The sequence below is a fragment of the Kribbella sp. C-35 genome (assembly GCF_046549195.1).
Lineage (GTDB): Bacteria > Actinomycetota > Actinomycetes > Propionibacteriales > Kribbellaceae > Kribbella.
On record NZ_JAJPWG010000005.1, the window covers coordinates 717,502 to 737,658 of the forward strand.

The 20,157-nt window shown below is 69.1% G+C and carries 18 protein-coding genes; 8 read left to right on the plus strand and 10 right to left on the minus strand.

What is annotated here, in order from left to right:
• The first annotated feature begins 26 nt into the window (after positions 1-26).
• A complete protein-coding gene (locus tag ACLJOO_RS33745; RefSeq protein WP_410791712.1) occupies positions 27-965 on the plus strand; it encodes a DMT family transporter in 939 nt (312 codons plus the stop codon).
• Here ACLJOO_RS33745 and ACLJOO_RS33750 read toward each other — a convergent pair.
• Entirely contained in the window at positions 859-2,250 is a 1,392-nt protein-coding gene (locus tag ACLJOO_RS33750) for a ricin-type beta-trefoil lectin domain protein (protein ID WP_410791713.1), read from the minus strand. The genes ACLJOO_RS33745 and ACLJOO_RS33750 overlap by 107 nt on opposite strands.
• A gap of 31 nt (positions 2,251-2,281) precedes the next feature.
• Positions 2,282-3,385 carry a DNA glycosylase AlkZ-like family protein gene (locus ACLJOO_RS33755; protein WP_410791714.1) on the minus strand — a complete coding sequence of 368 codons (1,104 nt, stop codon included), beginning with the start codon at positions 3,383-3,385 and terminating at the stop codon, positions 2,282-2,284.
• Positions 3,386-3,509: 124 nt separating this feature from the next.
• Here ACLJOO_RS33755 and ACLJOO_RS33760 point away from each other — a divergent pair, with 124 nt between their 5' ends.
• Positions 3,510-4,337: a hypothetical protein gene (locus ACLJOO_RS33760; protein ID WP_410791715.1), complete on the plus strand. Its 828-nt coding sequence runs from the start codon at positions 3,510-3,512 to the stop codon at positions 4,335-4,337.
• Between the two features lie 117 nt (positions 4,338-4,454).
• Positions 4,455-4,721, plus strand: coding sequence for a GlsB/YeaQ/YmgE family stress response membrane protein (locus tag ACLJOO_RS33765; RefSeq protein WP_410791716.1), 267 nt, complete (start codon positions 4,455-4,457; stop codon positions 4,719-4,721).
• Between the two features lie 19 nt (positions 4,722-4,740).
• Here the strand turns inward: ACLJOO_RS33765 and ACLJOO_RS33770 are convergent, their stop codons facing one another.
• From ACLJOO_RS33770 to ACLJOO_RS33790, 5 genes are all read right to left on the minus strand, one after another.
• Entirely contained in the window at positions 4,741-7,110 is a 2,370-nt protein-coding gene (locus ACLJOO_RS33770; protein ID WP_410791717.1) for a glycoside hydrolase family 65 protein, read from the minus strand.
• The gene (locus tag ACLJOO_RS33775; protein WP_410791718.1) at positions 7,107-7,850 is read right to left on the minus strand and encodes a beta-phosphoglucomutase family hydrolase; all 744 of its coding nucleotides are present in this window, start codon (positions 7,848-7,850) and stop codon (positions 7,107-7,109) included. Before ACLJOO_RS33775 ends, ACLJOO_RS33770 begins: the two co-directional genes overlap by 4 nt.
• A 20-nt stretch (positions 7,851-7,870) precedes the next feature.
• Positions 7,871-8,821, minus strand: a complete 951-nt coding sequence (locus tag ACLJOO_RS33780) for a sigma-70 family RNA polymerase sigma factor (protein WP_410791719.1) — start codon at positions 8,819-8,821, stop codon at positions 7,871-7,873.
• Positions 8,818-9,231 carry a glyoxalase superfamily protein gene (locus tag ACLJOO_RS33785; protein WP_410791720.1) on the minus strand — a complete coding sequence of 138 codons (414 nt, stop codon included), beginning with the start codon at positions 9,229-9,231 and terminating at the stop codon, positions 8,818-8,820. The genes ACLJOO_RS33780 and ACLJOO_RS33785 overlap by 4 nt, the downstream gene beginning before the upstream one ends.
• 94 nt (positions 9,232-9,325) lie before the next feature.
• The gene (locus ACLJOO_RS33790; protein ID WP_410791721.1) at positions 9,326-10,336 is read right to left on the minus strand and encodes an acetylxylan esterase; all 1,011 of its coding nucleotides are present in this window, start codon (positions 10,334-10,336) and stop codon (positions 9,326-9,328) included.
• A gap of 71 nt (positions 10,337-10,407) precedes the next feature.
• Between ACLJOO_RS33790 and ACLJOO_RS33795 the strand changes: the two genes are divergently transcribed.
• Positions 10,408-11,904 carry a sulfatase gene (locus tag ACLJOO_RS33795; protein WP_410791890.1) on the plus strand — a complete coding sequence of 499 codons (1,497 nt, stop codon included), beginning with the start codon at positions 10,408-10,410 and terminating at the stop codon, positions 11,902-11,904.
• Between the two features lie 7 nt (positions 11,905-11,911).
• Here the strand turns inward: ACLJOO_RS33795 and ACLJOO_RS33800 are convergent, their stop codons facing one another.
• The gene (locus ACLJOO_RS33800; protein WP_410791722.1) at positions 11,912-12,946 is read right to left on the minus strand and encodes an enolase C-terminal domain-like protein; all 1,035 of its coding nucleotides are present in this window, start codon (positions 12,944-12,946) and stop codon (positions 11,912-11,914) included.
• A 3-nt stretch (positions 12,947-12,949) separates the two neighbouring features.
• Positions 12,950-13,972: a DUF4037 domain-containing protein gene (locus ACLJOO_RS33805; protein ID WP_410791723.1), complete on the minus strand. Its 1,023-nt coding sequence runs from the start codon at positions 13,970-13,972 to the stop codon at positions 12,950-12,952.
• A gap of 31 nt (positions 13,973-14,003) precedes the next feature.
• Here ACLJOO_RS33805 and ACLJOO_RS33810 point away from each other — a divergent pair, with 31 nt between their 5' ends.
• Positions 14,004-14,420, plus strand: a complete 417-nt coding sequence (locus ACLJOO_RS33810; protein ID WP_410791724.1) for an HAD family hydrolase — start codon at positions 14,004-14,006, stop codon at positions 14,418-14,420.
• A gap of 33 nt (positions 14,421-14,453) precedes the next feature.
• On the plus strand, positions 14,454-17,168 hold the full coding sequence (locus ACLJOO_RS33815) for a helix-turn-helix transcriptional regulator (RefSeq protein WP_410791891.1): 2,715 nt from the start codon (positions 14,454-14,456) through the stop codon (positions 17,166-17,168).
• A 3-nt stretch (positions 17,169-17,171) separates the two neighbouring features.
• Here the strand turns inward: ACLJOO_RS33815 and ACLJOO_RS33820 are convergent, their stop codons facing one another.
• Positions 17,172-17,531, minus strand: a complete 360-nt coding sequence (locus ACLJOO_RS33820) for a PASTA domain-containing protein (protein ID WP_410791725.1) — start codon at positions 17,529-17,531, stop codon at positions 17,172-17,174.
• 99 nt (positions 17,532-17,630) lie between these two features.
• Here ACLJOO_RS33820 and ACLJOO_RS33825 point away from each other — a divergent pair, with 99 nt between their 5' ends.
• Together ACLJOO_RS33825 and ACLJOO_RS33830 are read left to right on the plus strand one after the other, a co-directional pair.
• Positions 17,631-18,797, plus strand: coding sequence for an N-acetylglucosamine-6-phosphate deacetylase (locus tag ACLJOO_RS33825; protein ID WP_410791726.1), 1,167 nt, complete (start codon positions 17,631-17,633; stop codon positions 18,795-18,797).
• An 82-nt stretch (positions 18,798-18,879) separates the two neighbouring features.
• A complete protein-coding gene (locus ACLJOO_RS33830) occupies positions 18,880-20,151 on the plus strand; it encodes an ABC transporter ATP-binding protein (protein WP_410791727.1) in 1,272 nt (423 codons plus the stop codon).
• Positions 20,152-20,157 lie beyond the last annotated feature (6 nt).

The following is a 20,157-nucleotide window of genomic DNA, read 5'->3' on the forward strand; positions in this document are numbered from 1 at the left end:
CGTTGCGACCCCTCACCGTTGAACCCGTGCCCGGATCCCGCCGTACCGATCTCGTCCTGCTCCTGGTCGCCGTCGTCTGGGGTTCGAGCTATCTCGCCGCCAAGACCGCGACCAGCAGCGCACCGGTGCTGACCGTGCTGTTCCTCCGCTACGGCATCTCCGCCCTCGCCTTGGTCCCGTTGGTTCGCGGCATCACCCGGAAGGAACTGAAGGCCGGCCTGATCCTCGGTCTCACGCAGGCGTCGGTCCTGGTCCTGGAGACGTACGGCGTGACGCAGACCAGCGCCGCGAACGCCGGACTGATCATCAGCCTGACGCTTGTCCTCACGCCGCTGCTCGATGGACGTGGCCTGCCGCCGCTGTTCTATCTCGCGGCCGCGATCTGCATGGTCGCCGTCGGACTGCTGATGTCCGCCGACGGCCTGCACTCCCCCGGCGTCGGCGACCTGCTCATGCTCGCCGCCGCCGTCGTCCGCGCGGGTCATGTCACACTCGTCGGCCGGCTCTCGGTCGGAGTGCGCCCGCTGCAGTTGACGACAGTCCAGACCCTCGTCGGTACGGCGTTGTTCGTGGTGCCCGCCGTACCGCACCTGCCGACGCACGCCGGTGTGGGCACCTGGCTGCAGATGGTCTATCTCGCCTTGTTCTGCAGCGTTTTCGCCTTCCTCGCGCAGACCTGGGCGGTCCAACGCACGTCCGCCAGCCGTGCCAGCCTGCTACTCGGCACCGAACCGATCTGGCCCGTTGCCATCGGCATCAGCCTCGGCAACGAACGCCTCACCGTCCCGGCCGTCATCGGCGCCGCCCTCATGCTGATCGGCACGACCTGGGGCCAGTCCATCGAACGCACTCATCGGCTCAGGAGCGGGTCCATTTCTGGTCAGCGGAACCGTTGCAGGCGGCAACGACAACGGCCGCGCCGTTCCCGGTCCCGTTGGCCGTCAGGCACCCAGCGGTCGAGGTGACGGTCTGGTCGGCGTTGAGCTGCCAGACCTGGTCGGCGGCGCCTGTGCAGGTCTCGATCGTCACAGCCGAGGCCCCCGCGGTCATGCACTTGTCGGCGTAGACCGTCAACTGGTTCGTCGCCGTGAGGTTCCACGACTGGTTCCCGCCGTTGTTGCAGTCCCACAGGTCCAGCGCCGTACCTGGGCTGGTCGAGAAGCCCGGTACGTCGACGCACCGGTTGCTGGCGACGCCGCGCAGCGGCTCACCCGGCGGGGCGGGCGGCTCACTGTTCGTCGGCTCGTCCTTCAGGAGGCCCCAGCCCCACCACAGCTGGTCGCGTCCGCTGATGCTGTTGACCTCGAGATCGCGCGGCCCGACCTGCGTCGTCATCGAGTACGAATCACCGGTGCGCAGACCCGGCCAGTAGACGATGCCCATCCCCTGCTCGCGGGCGACCTGGGTGAGCGCGGCCAGGTACGACGTGTAGACGTTCCCCTCGTGGTTGCCGTAGTTCAGGCCGATCGTCATCGGCGAGCCGGCCTCGTCGATGATCGTCCGCCAGCCGTACGAGCCGATCCGCGGCCGCAGGTTCGCCAGCCAGGCGGCCTCGGTCGTGTCGGAGGCCCAGAAGCCGTAGAAGTGCAGTGACAGCAGCGTCCCCTTCAGCTCCGGCGCCGCACCGACCCCGGTCACGTTGTCGTTGTAGCCCGTCCCGGAGATCACGATCCGCCCGCGCGGAACATCGCTGTGCCGCGCGATCCACGACGACGTCAGCGACACCCACTCGGTCAGCGAGTACCCGAACGGCTCGTTCATCGGCTCGAAGTACACGTGCGGGTTCCGTCGGTACGTCTGCACCACCGTGTCCCACATCGCCGCGTACGCCGCCGGATCGTCGACCCGTCCATCCTTGGCGTTGTCGGCCTCCCAGTAGCTGAGAATCACCTTGAACCCGCTGGCCGTCGACGCGTCGATCGCCGCGCGGTAGGAGCGCCACCAGTCGGTGCCCACACTCGACGGGTTGATCGGGAGCCGGATCGTGTTCGCCTTCAGCTCCTTGCGGAACTCCCCCACGATCCCGAGCGCCTTGCGGTACGTCGTCCCGTAGTCGTCCGCCGTACTCAGTCCCGACGGCACGACCTCGTCGTCGGCGTAGTTGTCGCGCGGATCGGCCCAGTTGACGCCGCGGAAGTCGTTCGTGCCCGGCGGACCCGCGGCGGCGGCGCCGGGCACCGCGCCAGGCACCGCGGACAGCGCGAAGCAGCACAACAGGACGGCGAGGAGACTGCGGACGGTTGATCTCACCCCGCGATGTTTACGTAAACAGCTCCATCGGTCAAGAGCTCAGCACGAGTTCCAGCCGCAGCCATTTCGCGAGATCGCGGATCTCGCGATGGACGGCGGCGGTCAGGGTCTTGGAGAACGGTTCGTCCTCGTGGATCGCGTTGACGCGGAAGATGCCGGCCTTCCGGTCCGACATCGCGTCGAGCTTCCCGACCAGGCGGTCGTTATGCAGGATCGGTAGCGCGAAGTACCCCCATTTGCGCTTCGCGACCGGTTTGTACATCTCGAGCTGGTAGTCGAAGTCGAAGAGCTCCACCAGCCGCTTCCGGTCGTACACCAAGCGGTCCAGCGGCGACAGGATCGCCGTACGTCCGGTGAACGGCCGGTCGAGCAGCTCCGGATCGATCCGCCAGTCGCCGCGAACGCCGTCCACGACGGCTCGCTCCCCCGACTCGCCGGCGTCGAGCGGCTCGCCCGGGCACGCCGGGCCCTTCGCGCGCAGCAGACCCATCGAACGCAGCCGCTGCTCGTCCCGCATCCGGGCCGCCTTCGCGATCGGCACCGCCGGATCGTCCGGGTAGACCCGCGACGCGAGATCCCACAGGCGGTCCCGGCCGTCGCGGCCTGCGATCGCCACCTCGCCGCGCTGCATCATGAACTCGAGCAGCTGCGACACGTTCCGGTTGTTGGTCCAGCCGCTCGACCTCCACGGCCGCACGCAGGTGTCCGGCAGCTCGCGCATCACCAGCGGACCGTCCTGCCGTAACCGCTCGAGGATGTCGACGCGGCAGCCCTCGTTCGCCCGCACCCAGTCCCGCCGGTACTCCTGCCAGTCGAGCGGCTCCCCGTCGCTCGGCCACGCCGCCATCTCGGCCCGGAACAGCGCCAGAGTCTCCGGCAAGCGCACGAACCCGCGCAGCTCGAGCAGCTCCAGCGAGGCCAGCGCGTCGGCCAGCTCGGTCGGGTCGTACGACGACCCGAGCCGGCTCCAGGTCACCAGATCCGCGTTCGGCGCGACGTACGCCGTCTGGTCGAGCTGCAGCACGTTCAGCCCGCGGACAACCTCGAACAAATCCGCCGGTCGCTGACTGGTGAGCAGCTGCCCCCGCACGGCCAACCGCCGGGCATCTCGCTTCGACAGGTGATGAACGGTCACGATTCGAGGCTAGGGCATGGCGCGGACAGTATCCTGGGAGTGATTCTGGGGTTGTAGCCGAGTGGGTGGGGACCTGGTGCTCGGAGTTCAGGGGGTAATGGTGGCACTACGTAGTCGGGCGCTCATGCCCTGTGCTGTGGTGCTGGCGGCGTTGGTCGCCGCCGGCTGTGCGGTCGCCAAAGGGTCGGGCCTGCCGTCCACGGCCCCGCCGACACCGACGATCGTCGTACCGCGCACGCAGACGTCTCTCAAACCGGCGACCGACTGCACCCAATCGACCGTGCCGCTCCCGACGGAGGCGGAGACCGACGGCGTCCAGCTGACGCGCAGCACCGATCCAAGCGGTACGTCGTTGCTCCTGAAGAACACCGGCAACCTGTCGGTCGTGGTGATCCCGGACGCGAACTTCAGCACCAGCCTGGAGGCCGCGCCGTACGCCAACCCGCAGGACCAGGCGTCGCGAGCCGCGCTGATCGCCGTCAACAACAGCGGCGCGAAGCTGACCGGCATTCCCAAGTACGTCCCGCTGAATCAGGTGGTCGACTTGCCGCCGCAGTGGGCGCTCTGCGCGCTCACCGACGACGTCAAGCAGACCGCGACCGTCCGCTACCTGCAGGACAGGTCGTCCACCGCGGCGTACTTCGTCGCGAAGGCTCTGGCCGACCAACTGATCGTCCGGAACGGCTCGAGCTCGGACCAGACCCGCCCGACGCTGATCCGCTGCGCGAAGAGCACCCTGAGCGTGCTCAAGAAATACCCGAAACTGTCGGACATCCAGGTGTACGTCGAGATCCTGACCCCCCGCTACCCGTGCCGAGCCGGCTACAAGGATCTCCTGCACGGCGACGCGCGCGCGACCGAGCAACTCGAGGCCGCTGTCATCGGACGGCTCGGCGGCGCTCCCCGATTGCTCGCCAACAGCCAGCTCTTCACCGTCACCGCGAGGCCCTGACCGGTCGAGATCGCCCAGGGTCGGCTCCGGGTCCGGTCAGGGAGAACTCCACTGCCGCTGCAGCGGTTGCGTCGGCAGACTGGAGTCATACCGTTCGACCCTCGGAGGACATCAGCCATGATCGGCTTCATCATCGCCGGACTCGTCATCGGAGCGCTGGCCCGGCTCTTCACGCCCGGCCGGCAGAAGCTCGGCCTGCTCGCCACGCTCCTGCTCGGACTCGCCGGCTCGGTGATCGGCGGAACCATCGCGAGCATCCTCGGCACCGGCGGCATCTTCGAGCTGAACGTGCTCGGCTTCATCGTCGCGGTGATCTCCTCGGTGATGCTGGTCGGCACCGCCGAGTCGCTCGCCGCCCGTAACAAGAAGAACGTCACTCGCTGATCTGCTGTAGGGCGTCGGCCTAGCCGCCCTCGTTGATCGCCATCGCCGGCCGTGGTTCGCGGCCCGGTGGTTGGGGCGGCCGGGGCAGCAGCGGCCGGCGCTTCTCCAGTGTCCGGACCACCGGCTGTTTCGCGGTGACCAGGAGCTCCTCGCCGGCGTGCCGGATCGTCATCGACGCGTCCGGCCCGTCGTGCACCGAGTACTTCACCGCGACCGGATCGATCTCCACCTTCAGCCGGACGCCGCGCCACCGGATCGTGAAACTCAGCCCGGCCAGGCCGATCGGCAGCGCCGGATCGAAGGACAGGCTGCCGTCCCGCTCGCGCAACCCGCCGAACCCGGCCACCAGCGCACTCCACGCACCGCCGAGCGATGCCATGTGCAGGCCGTCGCCGGTGTTGTGGTGCAGGTTGCGCATGTCGATCAGCGCGGCCTCGTACGCGTAGTCGTAGGCCAGATCCAGATGCCCGACCTCGGCCGCCATCACGGCCTGCACGCACGCCGACAACGACGAGTCCCGCACCGTCAGCCGCTCGTAGTAGTCGAAGTCCCGCGCCTTCTCCTCGGGGGTGAAGGCGTCACCACACCAGTACGTCGCCAGCATCAGGTCGGCCTGTTTCACCACCTGGGTGCGGTACAGCTGGAAGTACGGCGCATGCAGCAGCAGCGGGTACCTGTCCTTGTAGGCCTCGAAGTCCCACACGGCGTACCCGGTGAAACCTTCGGACTGCGGGTGTACGCCGAGATCCGCGTCGTACGGTATGTACACGGCAGCCGCCGCGTCCCGCCAGCCCGCCTCTTCCTCGCTGTCGACGCCGAACTCCCGCGCCTTGGCCGGGAACTTCGCTGCGACCTCGGCCGCGGACCGCATGTTGCGCGCCGCCATCAGGTTGGTGAAAACGTTGTCGTCGGCAACGGCGCTGTATTCGTCCGGCCCGGTCACACCAGGCAGGTGCCAACGGCCTTCGCGATCGTGGTGGCCCAGCGAGATCCACAACCGGGCGGTCTCGACCAGCAACTCCAGGCCGACCTCGTCGAGGAAGTCCTCGTCGCCGGTGGCTCGGTAGTAGCGCATGACGGCTTCCGCGATGTCGGCGTTGATGTGGAACGCCGCCGTACCCGCGGGCCAATAGCCGGAGCACTCCTGGCCGCGGATCGTCCGCCACGGGAACGAGGCGCCCTTGAACCCCAGCTCCTCGGCTCGTTGCTTGGCCATCTTCAGCGTCGAATGTCGCCAGCGCAGCGCATCGGCGGCCGCGTCCGGCATCGTGTAGGTCAGCACCGGTAGCACGAAGCCCTCGGTGTCCCAGAACGTGTGCCCGTCGTACCCGGCTCCGGTCAGGCCCTTCGACGGGATCGCGCGCCGCTCGGCGCGTGCACCGGCCTGCAGGACGTGAAAGAGCGCGAACCGCACCGCCTGCTGCAACTCCGGGTGCCCCTGCACCTCCACGTCGGCGCCGTCCCAGAAGTCGTCCAGGAACTCGACCTGCTGCTTGGTCAACCCGTCCCAGCCGGAGAACCGGGCACTCGCGAGCGCGGCCGCGACCTGGTCCCGGATCGCGGTCTCCGACCGCAGGCTGGACCAGCCGTACGCCAGGTACTTCACCACGCGCAGGCTCTCGCCCGGCTGCAGCTGGCAGATCACCGTGGTCCGCGCCCAGTCCTCACGGACGTCCTGGTCCATCTTGTAGCGGGCGGAGGTGTCCACCTCGTGCGACATCGCCGCGGCCATCAACTGCTGGCTACGCGTCGTCCGGTGGATGAGGACGGTCCCGTGCTCGCCGCCGTCATGACTGACCGGCTTCAACGGGTTGTCCAGTACGGCCGCCACGCGCGGATCGTCGGACAGCTTCGGCTGCGCCTCGTTCGCGACCAGCTCGGACTGGATCACGAAGCGGGCGGGCTGGTCGACGGGCTCCACGACGTACTCGATCGCGGCGACCGCGCGCTGGGTGAGTGACACCATGCGGCGGCTGCGGACCTTGATCCGCTTGCCGCCGGGCGAGGTCCAGTCCACGTCGCGTTCGAGGATGCCGGTCCGGAAGTCCAGTGAGCGCTCGTGTTTGGACAGATAGCCGTAGCGGACGTCGAACGGCGAGTCGTCGACGAGCAACCGGATCAGCTTGCCGTTGGTGACGTCGACGAGGGTCTGCCCGGACTCCGGGTAGCCGTAGCCGGCCTCGGCGTACGGCAGCGGACGCTGCTCGTAGAACGAGTTCAGGTAGGTACCGGGAATCGCGTACGGCTCGCCCTCGTCGAGGTTGCCGCGCAGGCCGATGTGGCCGTTCGACAGCGCGAACAGCGACTCCGCCTGCGCCAACTTGTCCATGGCGAGCCGCGTCTCTCGCAGCCGCCACGGCTCGATCGGGTGGTGGCCTCGGTCGATCATTTGTTCTCCAGCAACTCAGCCAGGTCGCGGACCACCACGTCGGCGCCGTGCGACTTCAGTTCGGCCGCCTGGCCGACGCGGTCTACTCCAATGACATGCCCGAAGTGGCCCGAACGGCCGGCGGACACGCCGGCGAGTGCGTCTTCGTAGACCGCCGCCTGCGACGGCTCGAGCCCGAAGCCCTTGGCCGCGGCGAGGAACGTGTCCGGCGCCGGCTTTCCGTTCAGGCCCTCGGTCCGGATCGTCACACCGTCGACGATCTGCTCGACGTACTGCGCGAGGCCGGTGACGTCGAGCACCTCGCGGGTGTTCGCGCTCGACGACACCACGGCCCGACGGAACCCGGCCTTCTCGGCGGCCTGCAGGTACCGCCGGGAGCCCTCGAACACATGCACGCCCTCGGTCCGGATCCGCCGCTGCACTGCCTCGTTCTTCCGGTTGCCGAGGCCGTTCACGGTCATCGCGGACGGTGGATCGTCGGCGGTCCCTTCCGGCAGCGTGATGCCGCGCGCGGTGAGGAAGTCCCGGACGCCGTTGGCTCGCGGCTTGCCGTCGACGTACGCGTCGTACTCCGCGCGCGCATCGAACGCCTGGAAGGCGATCCCGTGCTGCGTCGCGTAGTCGCGGAGGAACTCGTCGAACATCTCTTTCCACGCGGCAGCGTGAACGGCAGCGGTATCGGTGAGCACACCGTCCAGGTCGAACAAGCAGGCCTGGATCCCCGTAGGTAGTCCCAGCATGCTCCCCACAGTAGCGGCCGCTAGGGAGCCAACTGGTCAGGGAGGCCGAAGGCCGGGAAACGCGAGTAGCCGAAGGTCATGATCTCGGTGATCTTTCCGTCGTCGACCCACAGCACGTCGAGTTTGAACGCCCGCCAGATCGAGTCCCCCGGCCGCATGAGGTACGACGCCGCGGCGGGCAACCGGTTCGCCGACGTCGGCACCAGCCGCCACTCGCCGTCCCGGTTCGGACCGAGCCCGCGCTCGAACAGCGGAAGGCACGCGGTGAGGCCGTCGAACGACAACCGGTCGGGCGGCATCGAGATCCGCAGGTCCTCGGACGCAATCGCGATCGCCGCGGCGGCGTCACACCGCTGGTGCGCGTCGATGAAGCGCGCCAGCACCTCTCGCTCCTCAGCTGTCGGTTGCGGCGCACTCCAATCGCTCCGACGTGCAGGCAGGCGCTGCTGCATCGTCACCCGGGCCCGCTGGAGCGCACTGTTCGCCGCGGCCACGCTGGTGTCCAACAGCCCGGCAGTCTCCGCAGCCGACCAGCCGAGTACGTCGCGGGCGATCAGAGCGGCCCGCTGCCGAGCAGGCAACTCCTGGAGCGCGATCAGGAACGTCAGCTCGATCGTCTCGCGATCCACGGCCACCACGTCGGGTCGATCGTGGGACGGAGCGATCTCGTCGAGCAAACGGTCCGGGTACGGCTGCAGCCACACCAGGTCTCGCGCGGCCGGCCGCCGTACGACGTCCAAGCAGATGTTGGTCGCGATCTTGTAGAGCCAGGCCCGGAAGTACGTGCGCCCGTCGTACGAGTCGCGGGCCCGCCACGCGCGCAAGAACGTGTCCTGCACCGCGTCCTCGGCCTCGTCGTACGACCCGAGCATCCGGTAGCAGTGCACGTGAAGCTCCCGCCGGTACTGCCCGGCCAGGGCGGCGAACGCGGTCTCGTCACCCGCGAACGCCGCCTCCTCGAGAGTTGTCACGGCCGGTGTCCAACCTCCTGGACCGTCCAGCCGTTGCCGTCCGGGTCCTCGAAGGACAGGAAGGTGCCGTAGTCGGAACGCTCCGGGTGCAGGCCGTCCTGTTTGCCCTGGGCGCCGAAGTGGAACGGTTCGCCGACCTCCACGCCGCGCTCCACCAGCTCGGCCCGGGCCGCCGCGATGTCGGTCACCACCAGGTGCGTGCCCTGGTAACTGCCCGGCGTCGCCGAGGTCAGCCCGGTGCCGATCGTGATCGAGCACGCCGACCCGGGCGGGGTCAGCTGCACGACCCGGAACGAGTCGCCCGCCCGATGGTCGACGTCCTCGGCGAACCCGAGCTGGTCGGTGTAGAACTTCTTGGCCCGATCCACGTCCGACACCGGCACGATCACGAGCTCGAGCTTCCAGTCCATTTGCGGCCTCCCGCGGTCACCGTCGGTCCAGTCTGACCGACATCCATGACCGTGTAACGCCGTACGAACCAAAAACTCATCGGTCGATCGATGACTAGTTTCCGGCAGCCTCGAAGATCTGCGCGAACCAGTCGAGTTGTGCGAGCTGCTGGTACGTCTGCCCGCCCTCGTGCTGGTTGTAGTGGTAGACCTCGATGTCCTTCTGCTCGCTCCCGGTGGCGCCGTAGTGGTTGAACGCGGCGAACACCGTCGACGGCGGGCAGGTGGCGTCCATCAACGCGACCGAGAACAGCGCGGGCGCCGTGGCCAGCCGGCCGAGGTTGACGCCGTCGAAGTAGCTGAGCGTGTTCAGCGCCGCGTCGACATCGTGCCGGAAACCCTTCAGGTACCGCGTGATCTCGCCGTACGGATCCCTGTCGGTGATCTGCAGTGCCCGCTGGAAGTGACACAGGAACGGTACGTCGGGAGCGCAGCCGAGCAGCTCGATCCCCGCGATCGGAGCGAGGCCGGCCGCGGCGATCGAGATGCCGCCGCCCTGGCTGCCGCCGCTGACGATCAGCTTGTCCGGGTCCACGAACGGCGACGTCTGCGCCGCCTCGATGGCCCGCACCGCGTCGATGTACACGCGGCGGTAGTAGTACGTCTCGGGGTCGGTGATCCCCGCGGTCATGAACCCGGGCGTGTGGTTCAGACCGGCGTACGGCGTGTCGTCCGGCGTACCGTCCGGGCCGCCGGAGCTGTAGCCCTGGCCGCGTGTGTCCATCACGAAGTGGGCGTAACCGGCCTGGGCCCACAGCGTGGTCGCGTGCGGGAAGCCGCGGCCGCCGGAGTACCCGTGGTACTGCACCACGGTCGGCAGCGGGCCGTCCGTACCGGCCGGAACGTGCAGCCAGCCCTTCACGGGCGAGCCGCCGAAGCCGGCGTACGTGACGTCGTAGGTGTCGATCACCGCGAGCTTGTTGTCGATCGGGGTGAACGTGGCGGACAGGTCGTCGGCGCGCGCCTTCTCGATGGACCGGCGCCAGAAGTCGACCAGGTCGGCGGGAGCGGCCACCTCGGGCCGGTACTCGCGGAGCTTGTCGAGGGAAAGGTCGAACATGGCCATAAGCGCCAAACCTACGCCCAGAAAGCACCCGCCGGAAAGCGGTGTCCACAACTCACTAGGGTGAGGCAATGATGCCGACTCCGAACATCGTCTTTGTCATGTCCGACGACCATGCCGCGCACGCGATCTCAGCATACGGGAGCAAGGTGAACAGCACGCCGTACCTGGATCGGCTCGCGCGGGACGGGGTGCGGATGGATGCGACGTACTGCACGAACTCGATCTGTTCGCCGTCGCGGGCGTCGATCCTGACCGGGACGTACAGCCACGTGAACGGGGTCGCGTCGATCTTCACGGAGATCGACTACCGCGTGCCGACGTTCGTCGAGGTGCTGAAGGACGCCGGGTACCAGACCGCGCTGTTCGGCAAGTGGCACCTGGGCGAGCGGCCGGAGTCCGCGCCGCGGCACTTCGACGCGTGGCGGGTGTTCCCCGGGCAGGGTGAGTACGTCGACCCGCTGATGCTCGGACCGGACGGCGCCGAGACCGTGCCCGGGTATGCGACGGACATCGTCACGGATCAGAGCATCGACTGGATCCGGCAGCGGGACCCGGAGCAGCCGTTCTTGCTGTTGGTGCACCACAAGGCACCACACCGGCCGTGGGTACCGGACGAGAAGCACAAGCACCTCTACCCGGTCGGTTCGATCCCGGAGCCGAGCACGCTGTTCGACGACCACAGCACCCGGAGCCAGGCGGTCCGTGGTGTGCGCATGTCCGTTGCGGACGACCTGGGTGCGGACGAGCTCGGTGAGGAGCTTCCGGACGAGCTACGCGGCCCGGAGAACCGGGAGGCGCGCATGCGGTGGAAGTACCAGCGCTACCTGCGCGACTACCTGCAGTGCGTCCAAAGCATCGACGACAACGTCGGGCGGCTCCTCGACGTACTGGACGAGGAGGGGGTCAGCGACAACACGGTTGTCGTCTACACGTCCGACCAGGGGTTCTTCCTCGGCGACCACGGGTGGTTCGACAAGCGGCTGATGTTCGACGAGTCGCTGCAGATGCCGATGATGATCCGCTGGCCGTCGGTCATCCCGGCCGGCAGCACCTGCGACGCGATGGTCACCAACGTGGACTTCGCGGCGACGTTCCTCGACATGGCGGGCCTCGACATGCCTACTTCGCAAGGCAGGAGCTTCCTGCCGGTACTGCGGGGCGAGGAGGTCCCGGACTGGCCACACGCCGTGTACTACCGGTACTGGGAGCACGACGACCCGATCCACCATGCCCCGGCGCACTACGGCATCAGAACCAAGAACTACAAGCTCATCCACTACTACGGCGCCGGTCTCGGCGTACCGGGGTCGTCGGAGCGGCTGTTCGAGTCCGAGTGGGAGCTGTACGACCTGCATAAGGACCCGGAGGAGCTCGTCAACGTGGCAGACGACCCGTCGTACGCCGAGACACGTGCAGCGCTGACTGTCCAACTGGCCGAGCTCCAGGCGCACTACGCGGACCTCCCGTACGACGGTCCGTCGACACCGGCGCCGACGTGGTCGTGGGCTGACGAGAAGTCACTGCGGCAAGTAGCGGAGTACACCAAGCGCCTGAACCAGGAGGCCTGACTCAGTCCTACGGGAGGTTGAGGCCGAAGCCGGGGGTTTCGGGGAGTACGACGTGGCCGTCTTCGAGGGTGTAGAAGCCGGGGCCGGGGACGCCTTCGATGATGGGGGTGTTGCCGAGGCCTGCTGCCAGGTGGGCGGCGTACAGGGTCTTGAGGGGCTGGCCCCACGCGTGGGGTGAGGCTTCGGCCTTGAGGTGCGGCATGGTGCGGCGCCAGGCGGTGAGGCCGTGGCCGGTGACGTCCATCAGGGCCACGTCGACGAGGCCTTCGCGGGCCAGTTCCAGGACATGGGCCTCGTTCGGGTCGTACTCGCCGTCAGCCACCTTCGGCCGGGACGGCAGCGTCTGCAGGTATTCGTGCAGAGCCTCGAGGTCCGGGTGGCGTTCCGCGAACGGTTCCTCGATCCAGTACAGGTCGCAGTCCGCGACACCGTCCAGGTACTCGAAGAGGCCGTTGAGGGTGAAGCCGTCGTTGCCGTCGACAAGGATCCCCGCGTCCGGGTACAGCTCCCGGGTCAGCCGCGTCACCTCGATGTCGCGCTGCAGTCCGGCGCGGGTGTCCATCCACCGGTGGCCGCGGCCGATCTTCAGTTTGAAGTCGCGGAACCCGAACGCGTGGTCCTGCGCGAGATTCGCCCGGATCGCGTCCATCCCGCCGTCGAGGTCGTCGAAGTAGATGCCGCCGGTGTAGCAGCGCACCCGCGGCGACCCGGCGCCGCCGAGCATCGCGTAGACCGGGACGTCGAGGATCCGCGCCGCCAGATCGTGCAGCGGGTAGTCGAGGAACTCCGCCGCCGGGTCGGTCACACCCCGTTCCGGATCGATCAGCTCGGCCAACGACCGACCCAGCAGCACACCGGGATCGGCGTCGTACAACGGAAGCCCCCAACCCGTCGCGCCGCGGTCGGTCTCCACGACGTACGCCGTGGTGCTGCCGCCGTTCCCGTGGCTCCCGAGGAACGCGTTGCGGCCGATCGTCCGCAGGTACTCGTAGCGGATCTCGGTGGTCGTGACGGAGCTGATGACGTGCCGGGCGAGGGTCATCGGTCAACGATAGACAGCGATCAGCTTCCGGAACGCGGCCGGGTTGCTGAGTACGTCGGTGTTGTCCGCGAACTGGTCGATCGACCCGATCAGCCCGTGCCGCGACACCGCGTCGTCGGTCACCGTCGCCAGGCACGCCTCCGCGAACCGCCCGGCTTGAAGCACCTGCGCGGGCCGGTCGAAGTACGGCCGCGGTAGCGGGTCCAGCTCGTCGGTGAGACCGAGCGCGTTGTGGCGACGGCCGACCAGTTCGTACGCCGTGACGAGCGCCTGCTCGCGATCGGCGTACGACTCGGCCGCCACCGCGGCCCCTAGCGCGACGTCGAGCCCGTCCCGGTGCCCGAGGCGAGCGAACGCCGTACCGAGCCACTTGCTGTACGGCGCATAGGTCCGTGCCTGCAGCAACGCCAACCGCATGAGGTCTCGCACCAGCCGGGCAGCCACTACCCGTGACCCGAGCTGGTCACCTACCTCGTGTGTGCGCTGGACGAACGCCTCCTCCTGCGCGATCCGCGACCACTGGCAGGCGAGCGTCCACCGCCAGATCTGGTCCGGGTACCAGGCCAGTGCGTCACGCACCCGTGCCAGCCGGCCGTCGTCGGCGTACACCCGTCCCGCGACCACACCCAGGAGCTGCTGCTGCGGTGTGACCAGCCAGTCGTCGACCCCGATCCCCTGCGACGCGTCGAACCCGAGCTGCTCCCGCAACCAGTCCCCCACGGTCGTGACCGTCACGTGGTGCCGCGGCTCGTAGCTGTCCCAGCCGAAGCGGACCGGGTATCCGGCGTACTCGACCGGCAGCCCGACGTCGACAGCCTTACGCACCCGCTCGACCTGGTCCGCGTCAACCAGTACGACGAGCCGCGGACCCCACCCGTGGTCCGTCGAGCGCGCAGTGTCATATCCCAACACGTCCGAGCCCCATCCGAGCAGCCCAGCCGCGTAGCCGACAGCCCCCACCAGAGGTGCGATCACCTCAGCGTGAAAGCCGTCCGCGACCTCGGCCGCCTGCCGGAATTCGGTCACTGCACTACCTTCCGATCGTTAGAGTTGCCCGGTGAGACATGTGGTGTGGGACTGGAACGGGACGCTCCTCAATGACAATCACGCCGTCCTGGCTGCCGTCAACGAGGTTTGTGCGGGGTTCGGGCGGGCGGAGCTGAGCTGGGGCGAGTGGCAGGCGGCGTATGCGCGTCCGATGCGGCTCTCGTACGAGCAGATCCTGCAGCGCACGCTCGACGAGGAGGAGTGGGCGCAGGTCGACAGCCTGATCCGCCATCTGCAGGCGCAGCAGCTCGACCCGTCGGACGTCGTACTGATCGGAGACGTCGTCGACGACGCGGACGCCGCCAGAGCAGCCGGTGCCCGCTGCGTACTGGTCACCACCGGCGCCATGACTCTTGAGGCCCTGCAAACCACAGGCGCACCAGTCACCGCCTCGATCACACAGGCGCTGCAGCTACTCGACGCCTGAGATGAGACCCCGGCTAGGCTGACCGGCGTGGGGATGGCAGATCGAGCGCTCCGGGGCCGGCGGCGCGAGACCGATGTACTGGACGGGCTGGTCAGCGAGGCGAAGGCCGGGCGTAGCCAGGTGCTGCTGCTCACCGGAGAAGCTGGCGTCGGCAAGTCGGCCCTGCTGGACGCCCTGGTCGCCAAGACCGACGGTTGCCATGTCACCCGAACGGCCGGGGTCGAGTCCGAGATGGAGCTCGCGTACGCCGGTCTGCACCAGTTGTGCCAGCCGTTCCTGGATCACCTCGATCGCCTGCCGGCGCCGCAACGGGAAGCGCTCGGTACGGCGTTCGGCCTGGTGAGCGGTCCGACCCCGGACAAGTTCCTGATCGGGCTCGCGGTCCTCAACCTGCTCGCCGACGCGAGCAGAGAGCGGCCCGTGGTGTGCGTGGTCGACGACGCGCAGTGGCTCGACCTGATGTCGGCTCGGATCCTCGCGTTCGTCACCCGCAGGCTCGCGGCCGAGTCGGTCGTGATGGTCTTCGCGGTCCGCGACGGCATCGATCACGCCTTCACCGGGCTCCCGGAACTCGAGGTCCGCGGCCTCGACGAGGTCGACGCCCGCGCCCTGCTCGACTCCGTACTCCCCCGACCGATCGACCCCCGGGTTCGCGACCGCATCGTGGCCGAAACCCGCGGCAACCCGCTCGCCCTGCTCGAGCTCCCCCGCGCCTGGACCGCGGCGGAGCTGGCCGACGGCCTCACGGCAGGCACCCTGACAAGCAGGCTCGAGGACGGTTTCGTACGCCGCGTCGAAGCATTGCCGACCGGCACCAGGCTCCTCCTGCTGACCGCGGCCGCCGAACCGCTCGGCGATCCGACGCTCCTGTGGCAGGCGGCCGAGCAACTCGGGCTCGGCGCTGATCCGGCCGCGAGCGCGATCGAGTCCGGGCTGATCACGATCGGCCAGCACATCCGGTTCCGGCACCCGTTGGTGCGGTCCGCGGCGTACCGGACGGCCACGCCGCAGCAACGACTGGCCGTGCACAGGGCACTCGCCGACGTCACGGATCCCGAGACCGACCCCGACCGCCGGGCCTGGCATCGCGCGCAGGCGACCATGGCCCCCGACGAGAGTGTCGCCGCCGAACTCGAACGGTCCGCACAGCGCGCGCAAGCTCGTGGCGGGTTCTTCGCGGCCGGCACGTTCCTCGAGCGCTCGGCCGCGCTGACGATCGACCCGGGTCTCCGAGCCGACCGCGTACTCGCCGCCGCCACCGCGAAGCGCAGCGCCGGTGCGCTCGACGCTGCACTCGACCTACTCGGCGCCGCGTCCACAGGCCCCGCGGACGCCGTACGGGAGGCCGAGGTCATGCGCCTGCGCGGCGAGATCGCCTTCGACCGCGGACACGCGACCGAGGCAGCCCGAACGCTGGTCGTCGCCGCGAAGCAGCTGGATCCGCTCGACCACGAGCAGGCGCGCGTCGCATACCTGGAGGCGATGTCGGCCGCGATCTGGGCGAGCGGCCCGGACACACCCGGGATTCTCGGTGAGGCCGCATCCGCCGCACCCGCTCCGGCGCCGTCGGACCCGCCGGGCGACCTGCTCCTGCAGGCGCTCGCGCTCCGCTTCACCCGCGGGTATGTCGCCGCCGCACCGCAGCTCGTGAAGGCCCTGGACCAGGCCAGGCAGAGCGAGACCGAAGACGTCCGCGGTTGGATGTGGCTCGCGGGCAACCGCGCCAGCGCGATCGTCGCCGTCGACGTCTGGGACCTCGACGCGGCACTCGAACTGGCCGCACGCCACGACCGGATCGCCCGCGACAGCGGTGCGCTCGTCCAGCTCCAGTGGGCGCTGAACTTCCGCGCCAACGTGGTGTCGATGACCGGCGACCTCGCAGCCGCCTCGACGTACGTCGAAGAAGAGCGGCAGATCGCGGCCGCGACCGGGAACCGCGTGCTCGGGATCGGCAGCATGCAGCTGGCCGCGCTGCGCGGGAACGAGGCCGAGGCGACACCGCTGATCGACGCGATGATCCGCGAGGCACGCGCTCAGGACCAGGGCAGGATGACTGCTATCGCGACGTACACGAGCTCCCTGCTGAACAACGGCCTCGGCCGCTACGAGACGGCCCGAGACGCGGCGCTGCAGGTGTTCGAGCAGGATGTTGTCGCGTACGGCGTACTCGTGATCGGCGAACTCGCCGAAGCCGCCTCGCGGACCGGCGACACCAAGCTGGTCGAGACCGCCCTGGTCTGGCTGAACGAGCGCGTCGCCGCAACGCCGTCGGACTGGGGTCGCGGGATGGAGGCCCGCGCGCGAGCGCTCCTCAGCAACGACGAGGACGCGTACCGTGCGTCAATCGACCACCTGAGCCGGACCGGTCTCCGCATCGAGTCGGCCCGCGCGGAGCTGCTGTACGGCGAATGGCTGCGCCGCGAAGGCCGCCGCCAGGACGCCCGTGCCCACCTCCGCACCGCCCACGAACAACTGGCCGCGATGGGTGCCGAAGCCTTCGCCGAACGCGCCCGCCACGAGCTGCTCGCCACCGGCGAGACGGTCCGGAAACGCACGCCCGAAACCACCAATGACCTGACCGCTCAGGAGGCGCAGATCGCCGGCCTGGCCCGCGACGGCTTCACCAACCCGGAGATCGCCGCCCAGCTCTTCATCAGCCCCCGAACCGTCGAGTGGCACCTCCGCAAAACGTTCTCCAAGCTCGGCATCACCTCCCGCCGCCAGCTCCGGACCGCCCTCGCCCGGTAGCCGCTACTCGCCGATCTTCTTGGAGCGCAGGACGATCTTGGTGTCGGATGCCGCGCGCGTCCCGCCGGCAGGCTCCTGCGAGACGACGACCCAGTTCCGGTCGTTGATGAGCAGGCGGCCTTGGCCCGTGGCGTCCTCTTCGGTCAGGTAGTAGAACCCCGCCGCCTGCATGGTGTCCTGAGCCAGCTGATGGTTCAGGCCGACCACGTTGGGCACGACGCCCGCCTCCGGACCGGTCGGAGTCTGAGTGACAGTCGTTGTCGGCGCCGCGGGTGTGGTCGGTGCCGGGGTCCGAGGTTCGCCCGTGGCCGGTCCTCCACACGCGGCCACCAAGACCAGCGAGCAGAACGCCGTACCAGCCATGAGCCATGCTCGAGCCACCTCTCACCAATACCCAATCCGCCGACCGGCCTAACTGGGGCATGATCAACTGCACGTGACGCCGAGGAGAGGCCGCATCTGATGAGCGAGGTCCTGGAAGGTCGCACCGCCACCGGCCGCGGTGTGCGGGTGCGGTTCTCAGCCGACGGGATCGAGGAAATCACCGACGCACCGTCGGCACCGGATCTACTACTGATCCCCGGTCTCGTCGACATCCAGCTCAACGGGTACGGCGGCCTGGACGTCAACGACTCGTCCCGCCCGGCGAGCGAGCTGCCCGACCTCGTCCGCGCGCTGTGGGGACACGGGGTGACCACGGTCTACCCGACGATCATCTCCGCCGACGACGCGACGACGACCACGCTCGTCAAGCGAGCCGCCGCCGCGCGCGCCAGCGATCCCGATGTGGCGTACGGCGTACCGGGCCTGCACCTGGAGGGTCCGTACATCTCGTCCGCGGAGGGCGCCCGCGGTGCGCACGACCCGGCCGTGATCCGCGACCCGGATGCCGACGAGTTCGACCGCTGGCAGGCCGCGGCCGACGGCGCGATCGCCATCATGACCCTCGCCCCCGAACGCAAGGGCGCCATCGAGTTCACCCGCCATCTCACACGACCCTCGACAGGGTGCGGTGTGGTTCCCTCAGTAGGGCACTCGCTGGCGACCGCCGCCGACGTCCACGCGTTCGCGGCCGCCGGCGGACGGCTCTCGACTCACCTCGGTAATGGACTGCCCGCTCAGATCGACCGACACCACAACCCGATCTGGCCCCAGCTCACGGAGGACACGCTCACCGCGGGGCTGATTGCCGACGGCCATCATCTCCCCGCCGACACCTTCGCCGCCCTGGTCCGCGCCAAGGGACCCGGGCGCTGCGTCCTCACCAGCGACGCCGCCGCCCTGGCCGGGTGTGCCCCCGGCGACTACACCACCGCGGTCGGCGGCGCAGTCACCGTCGCCGCCGACGGAAGCCTCCGCCTGCAAGGTACGCCGTACCTGGCCGGCAGCGGCGCCTCCCTTCTCGACTGCCTCCGGTGGGCCACCGGCCCCGGCGGGCTCCCCCTCGAAACCGCCGTCACCATGGCCACCACGACCCCCGCCGACCTCCTCGGCCTCCATGACCGCGGCCGCCTGGAAGTCGGCACCCGCGCCGATCTGGTCCAGTTGACCAGCACCCCGGACGGGGCCGTCGGCGACCTCGCAACCGTCGTTGTCAACGGCAGATTGATTGCCCGCAGCAACAGTTGAGTTTTGGATCGTGCCGTCTGCAATCAGTTCGCAAAGTGCCCAGTTCTTGCCGGTGAACCGGAGTTTCCCGTATAAGGCCTACATGACGGCGATCCGGCTCGACGCGGTGTCCAAGGTGTTCGAGGGTGAACACCTGGCCGTGGACGAGTTGTCGCTGGAGGTCGACGACGGCGAGTTCATGGTGCTGCTCGGGCCGTCCGGATGCGGGAAGACCACGCTGCTGCGGATGATCGCAGGCCTCGAACGGGTCACCGCCGGCGAGGTCTGGTTCGGGCGGACCCTCGGGACCCGGCTCGCACCGCGCGAGCGCGGCGTGGCGATGGTCTTCCAGACCGGCGCCCTGTACCCGAACCGGACGGTGCAGGAGAACATCATGTTCCCGCTGCAGATCGCCGGCCAGGACGACGTACAGGCCGGGTCCACCGCGGCAGGGCTCGCGCAGATCCTCAGCATCGAGTCGGTGCTCGACCGGATGCCGCGGACGTTGTCGGGCGGTCAGCGGCAGCGGGTCGCGATCGGCCGGGCACTGGTACGGCGGCCGCGGGTGTTCCTGCTCGACGAACCGCTGTCGAACCTCGACGCCACGATGCGCACCGAGCTCCGCCAGGAGATCGGCGCGATGACCAGGGACCTGAACGTGACCACGCTCTACGTGACCCACGACCAGGTCGAGGCGCTGACGCTGGCCGACCGGATCGCGGTGATGCGGGACGGCCGGATCGAGGACGTCGGTACGCCGACCCAGGTGTACAACGACCCGGCGACCGCGTTCGTGGCCGGTTTCCTCGGTACGCCGCGGATCAACCTGATGGCCGCGACCGTGCGCGTCACCGCCCACCACCGGGTCGCCCTCGACCTCGGCAACCAGTCGATCGGTCTCGACCCCACCGATCGCCGGTCGCTGATCCTGCGGCACCACGACGGCGCCGAGGTGATCGTCGGCGCCCGCTCGAGCGCCTTCAAGCTGATCACGACCGAGGACGCGCCGAACCAGCTGAGCGGCACGATCCGCGCGTTCGAGTTCCACGGCCAGCAGTCGATCGCGTTCGTCCAGTGCGGGATCGAGGTCGTCGATCCCGACAAGATCGGCCGCGTCGCACCGGCGCACGCGTCGCCCGCGGCCGAGGCGGCGCCGTCGTTCCTGACCAGAGTTCGCTCCCGGCTCGGGCTCGGCGCGCCGGCCGCTCCCCCGCCCGAGATCCACGGCGCTACCCACCGCCGCGCCGACCTGGTCGTGGAGCTCCCGGTCGACACCGAACTGGCCCGCGGGACGCGCATCCACCTCGCCCTCGACACGTCCCAGATCCACCTCTTCGACCGCACCGGCCGCCGCGTCGACCGCGTCACCCGCTGACCCTTC

Coding starts and splice junctions, on each gene's coding strand:
- ACLJOO_RS33775 (WP_410791718.1), bottom strand. CDS start 7,850: ATGCTGGGACTACCTACGGGGATCCAGGCCTGCTTGTTCGACCTGGAC.
- ACLJOO_RS33830 (WP_410791727.1), top strand. CDS start 18,880: ATGACGGCGATCCGGCTCGACGCGGTGTCCAAGGTGTTCGAGGGTGAA.
- ACLJOO_RS33815 (WP_410791891.1), top strand. CDS start 14,454: ATGGCAGATCGAGCGCTCCGGGGCCGGCGGCGCGAGACCGATGTACTG.
- ACLJOO_RS33795 (WP_410791890.1), top strand. CDS start 10,408: ATGCCGACTCCGAACATCGTCTTTGTCATGTCCGACGACCATGCCGCG.
- ACLJOO_RS33765 (WP_410791716.1), top strand. CDS start 4,455: ATGATCGGCTTCATCATCGCCGGACTCGTCATCGGAGCGCTGGCCCGG.
- ACLJOO_RS33785 (WP_410791720.1), bottom strand. CDS start 9,231: ATGGACTGGAAGCTCGAGCTCGTGATCGTGCCGGTGTCGGACGTGGAT.
- ACLJOO_RS33820 (WP_410791725.1), bottom strand. CDS start 17,531: ATGGCTGGTACGGCGTTCTGCTCGCTGGTCTTGGTGGCCGCGTGTGGA.
- ACLJOO_RS33790 (WP_410791721.1), bottom strand. CDS start 10,336: ATGGCCATGTTCGACCTTTCCCTCGACAAGCTCCGCGAGTACCGGCCC.
- ACLJOO_RS33770 (WP_410791717.1), bottom strand. CDS start 7,110: ATGATCGACCGAGGCCACCACCCGATCGAGCCGTGGCGGCTGCGAGAG.
- ACLJOO_RS33800 (WP_410791722.1), bottom strand. CDS start 12,946: ATGACCCTCGCCCGGCACGTCATCAGCTCCGTCACGACCACCGAGATC.
- ACLJOO_RS33760 (WP_410791715.1), top strand. CDS start 3,510: ATGCCCTGTGCTGTGGTGCTGGCGGCGTTGGTCGCCGCCGGCTGTGCG.
- ACLJOO_RS33825 (WP_410791726.1), top strand. CDS start 17,631: ATGAGCGAGGTCCTGGAAGGTCGCACCGCCACCGGCCGCGGTGTGCGG.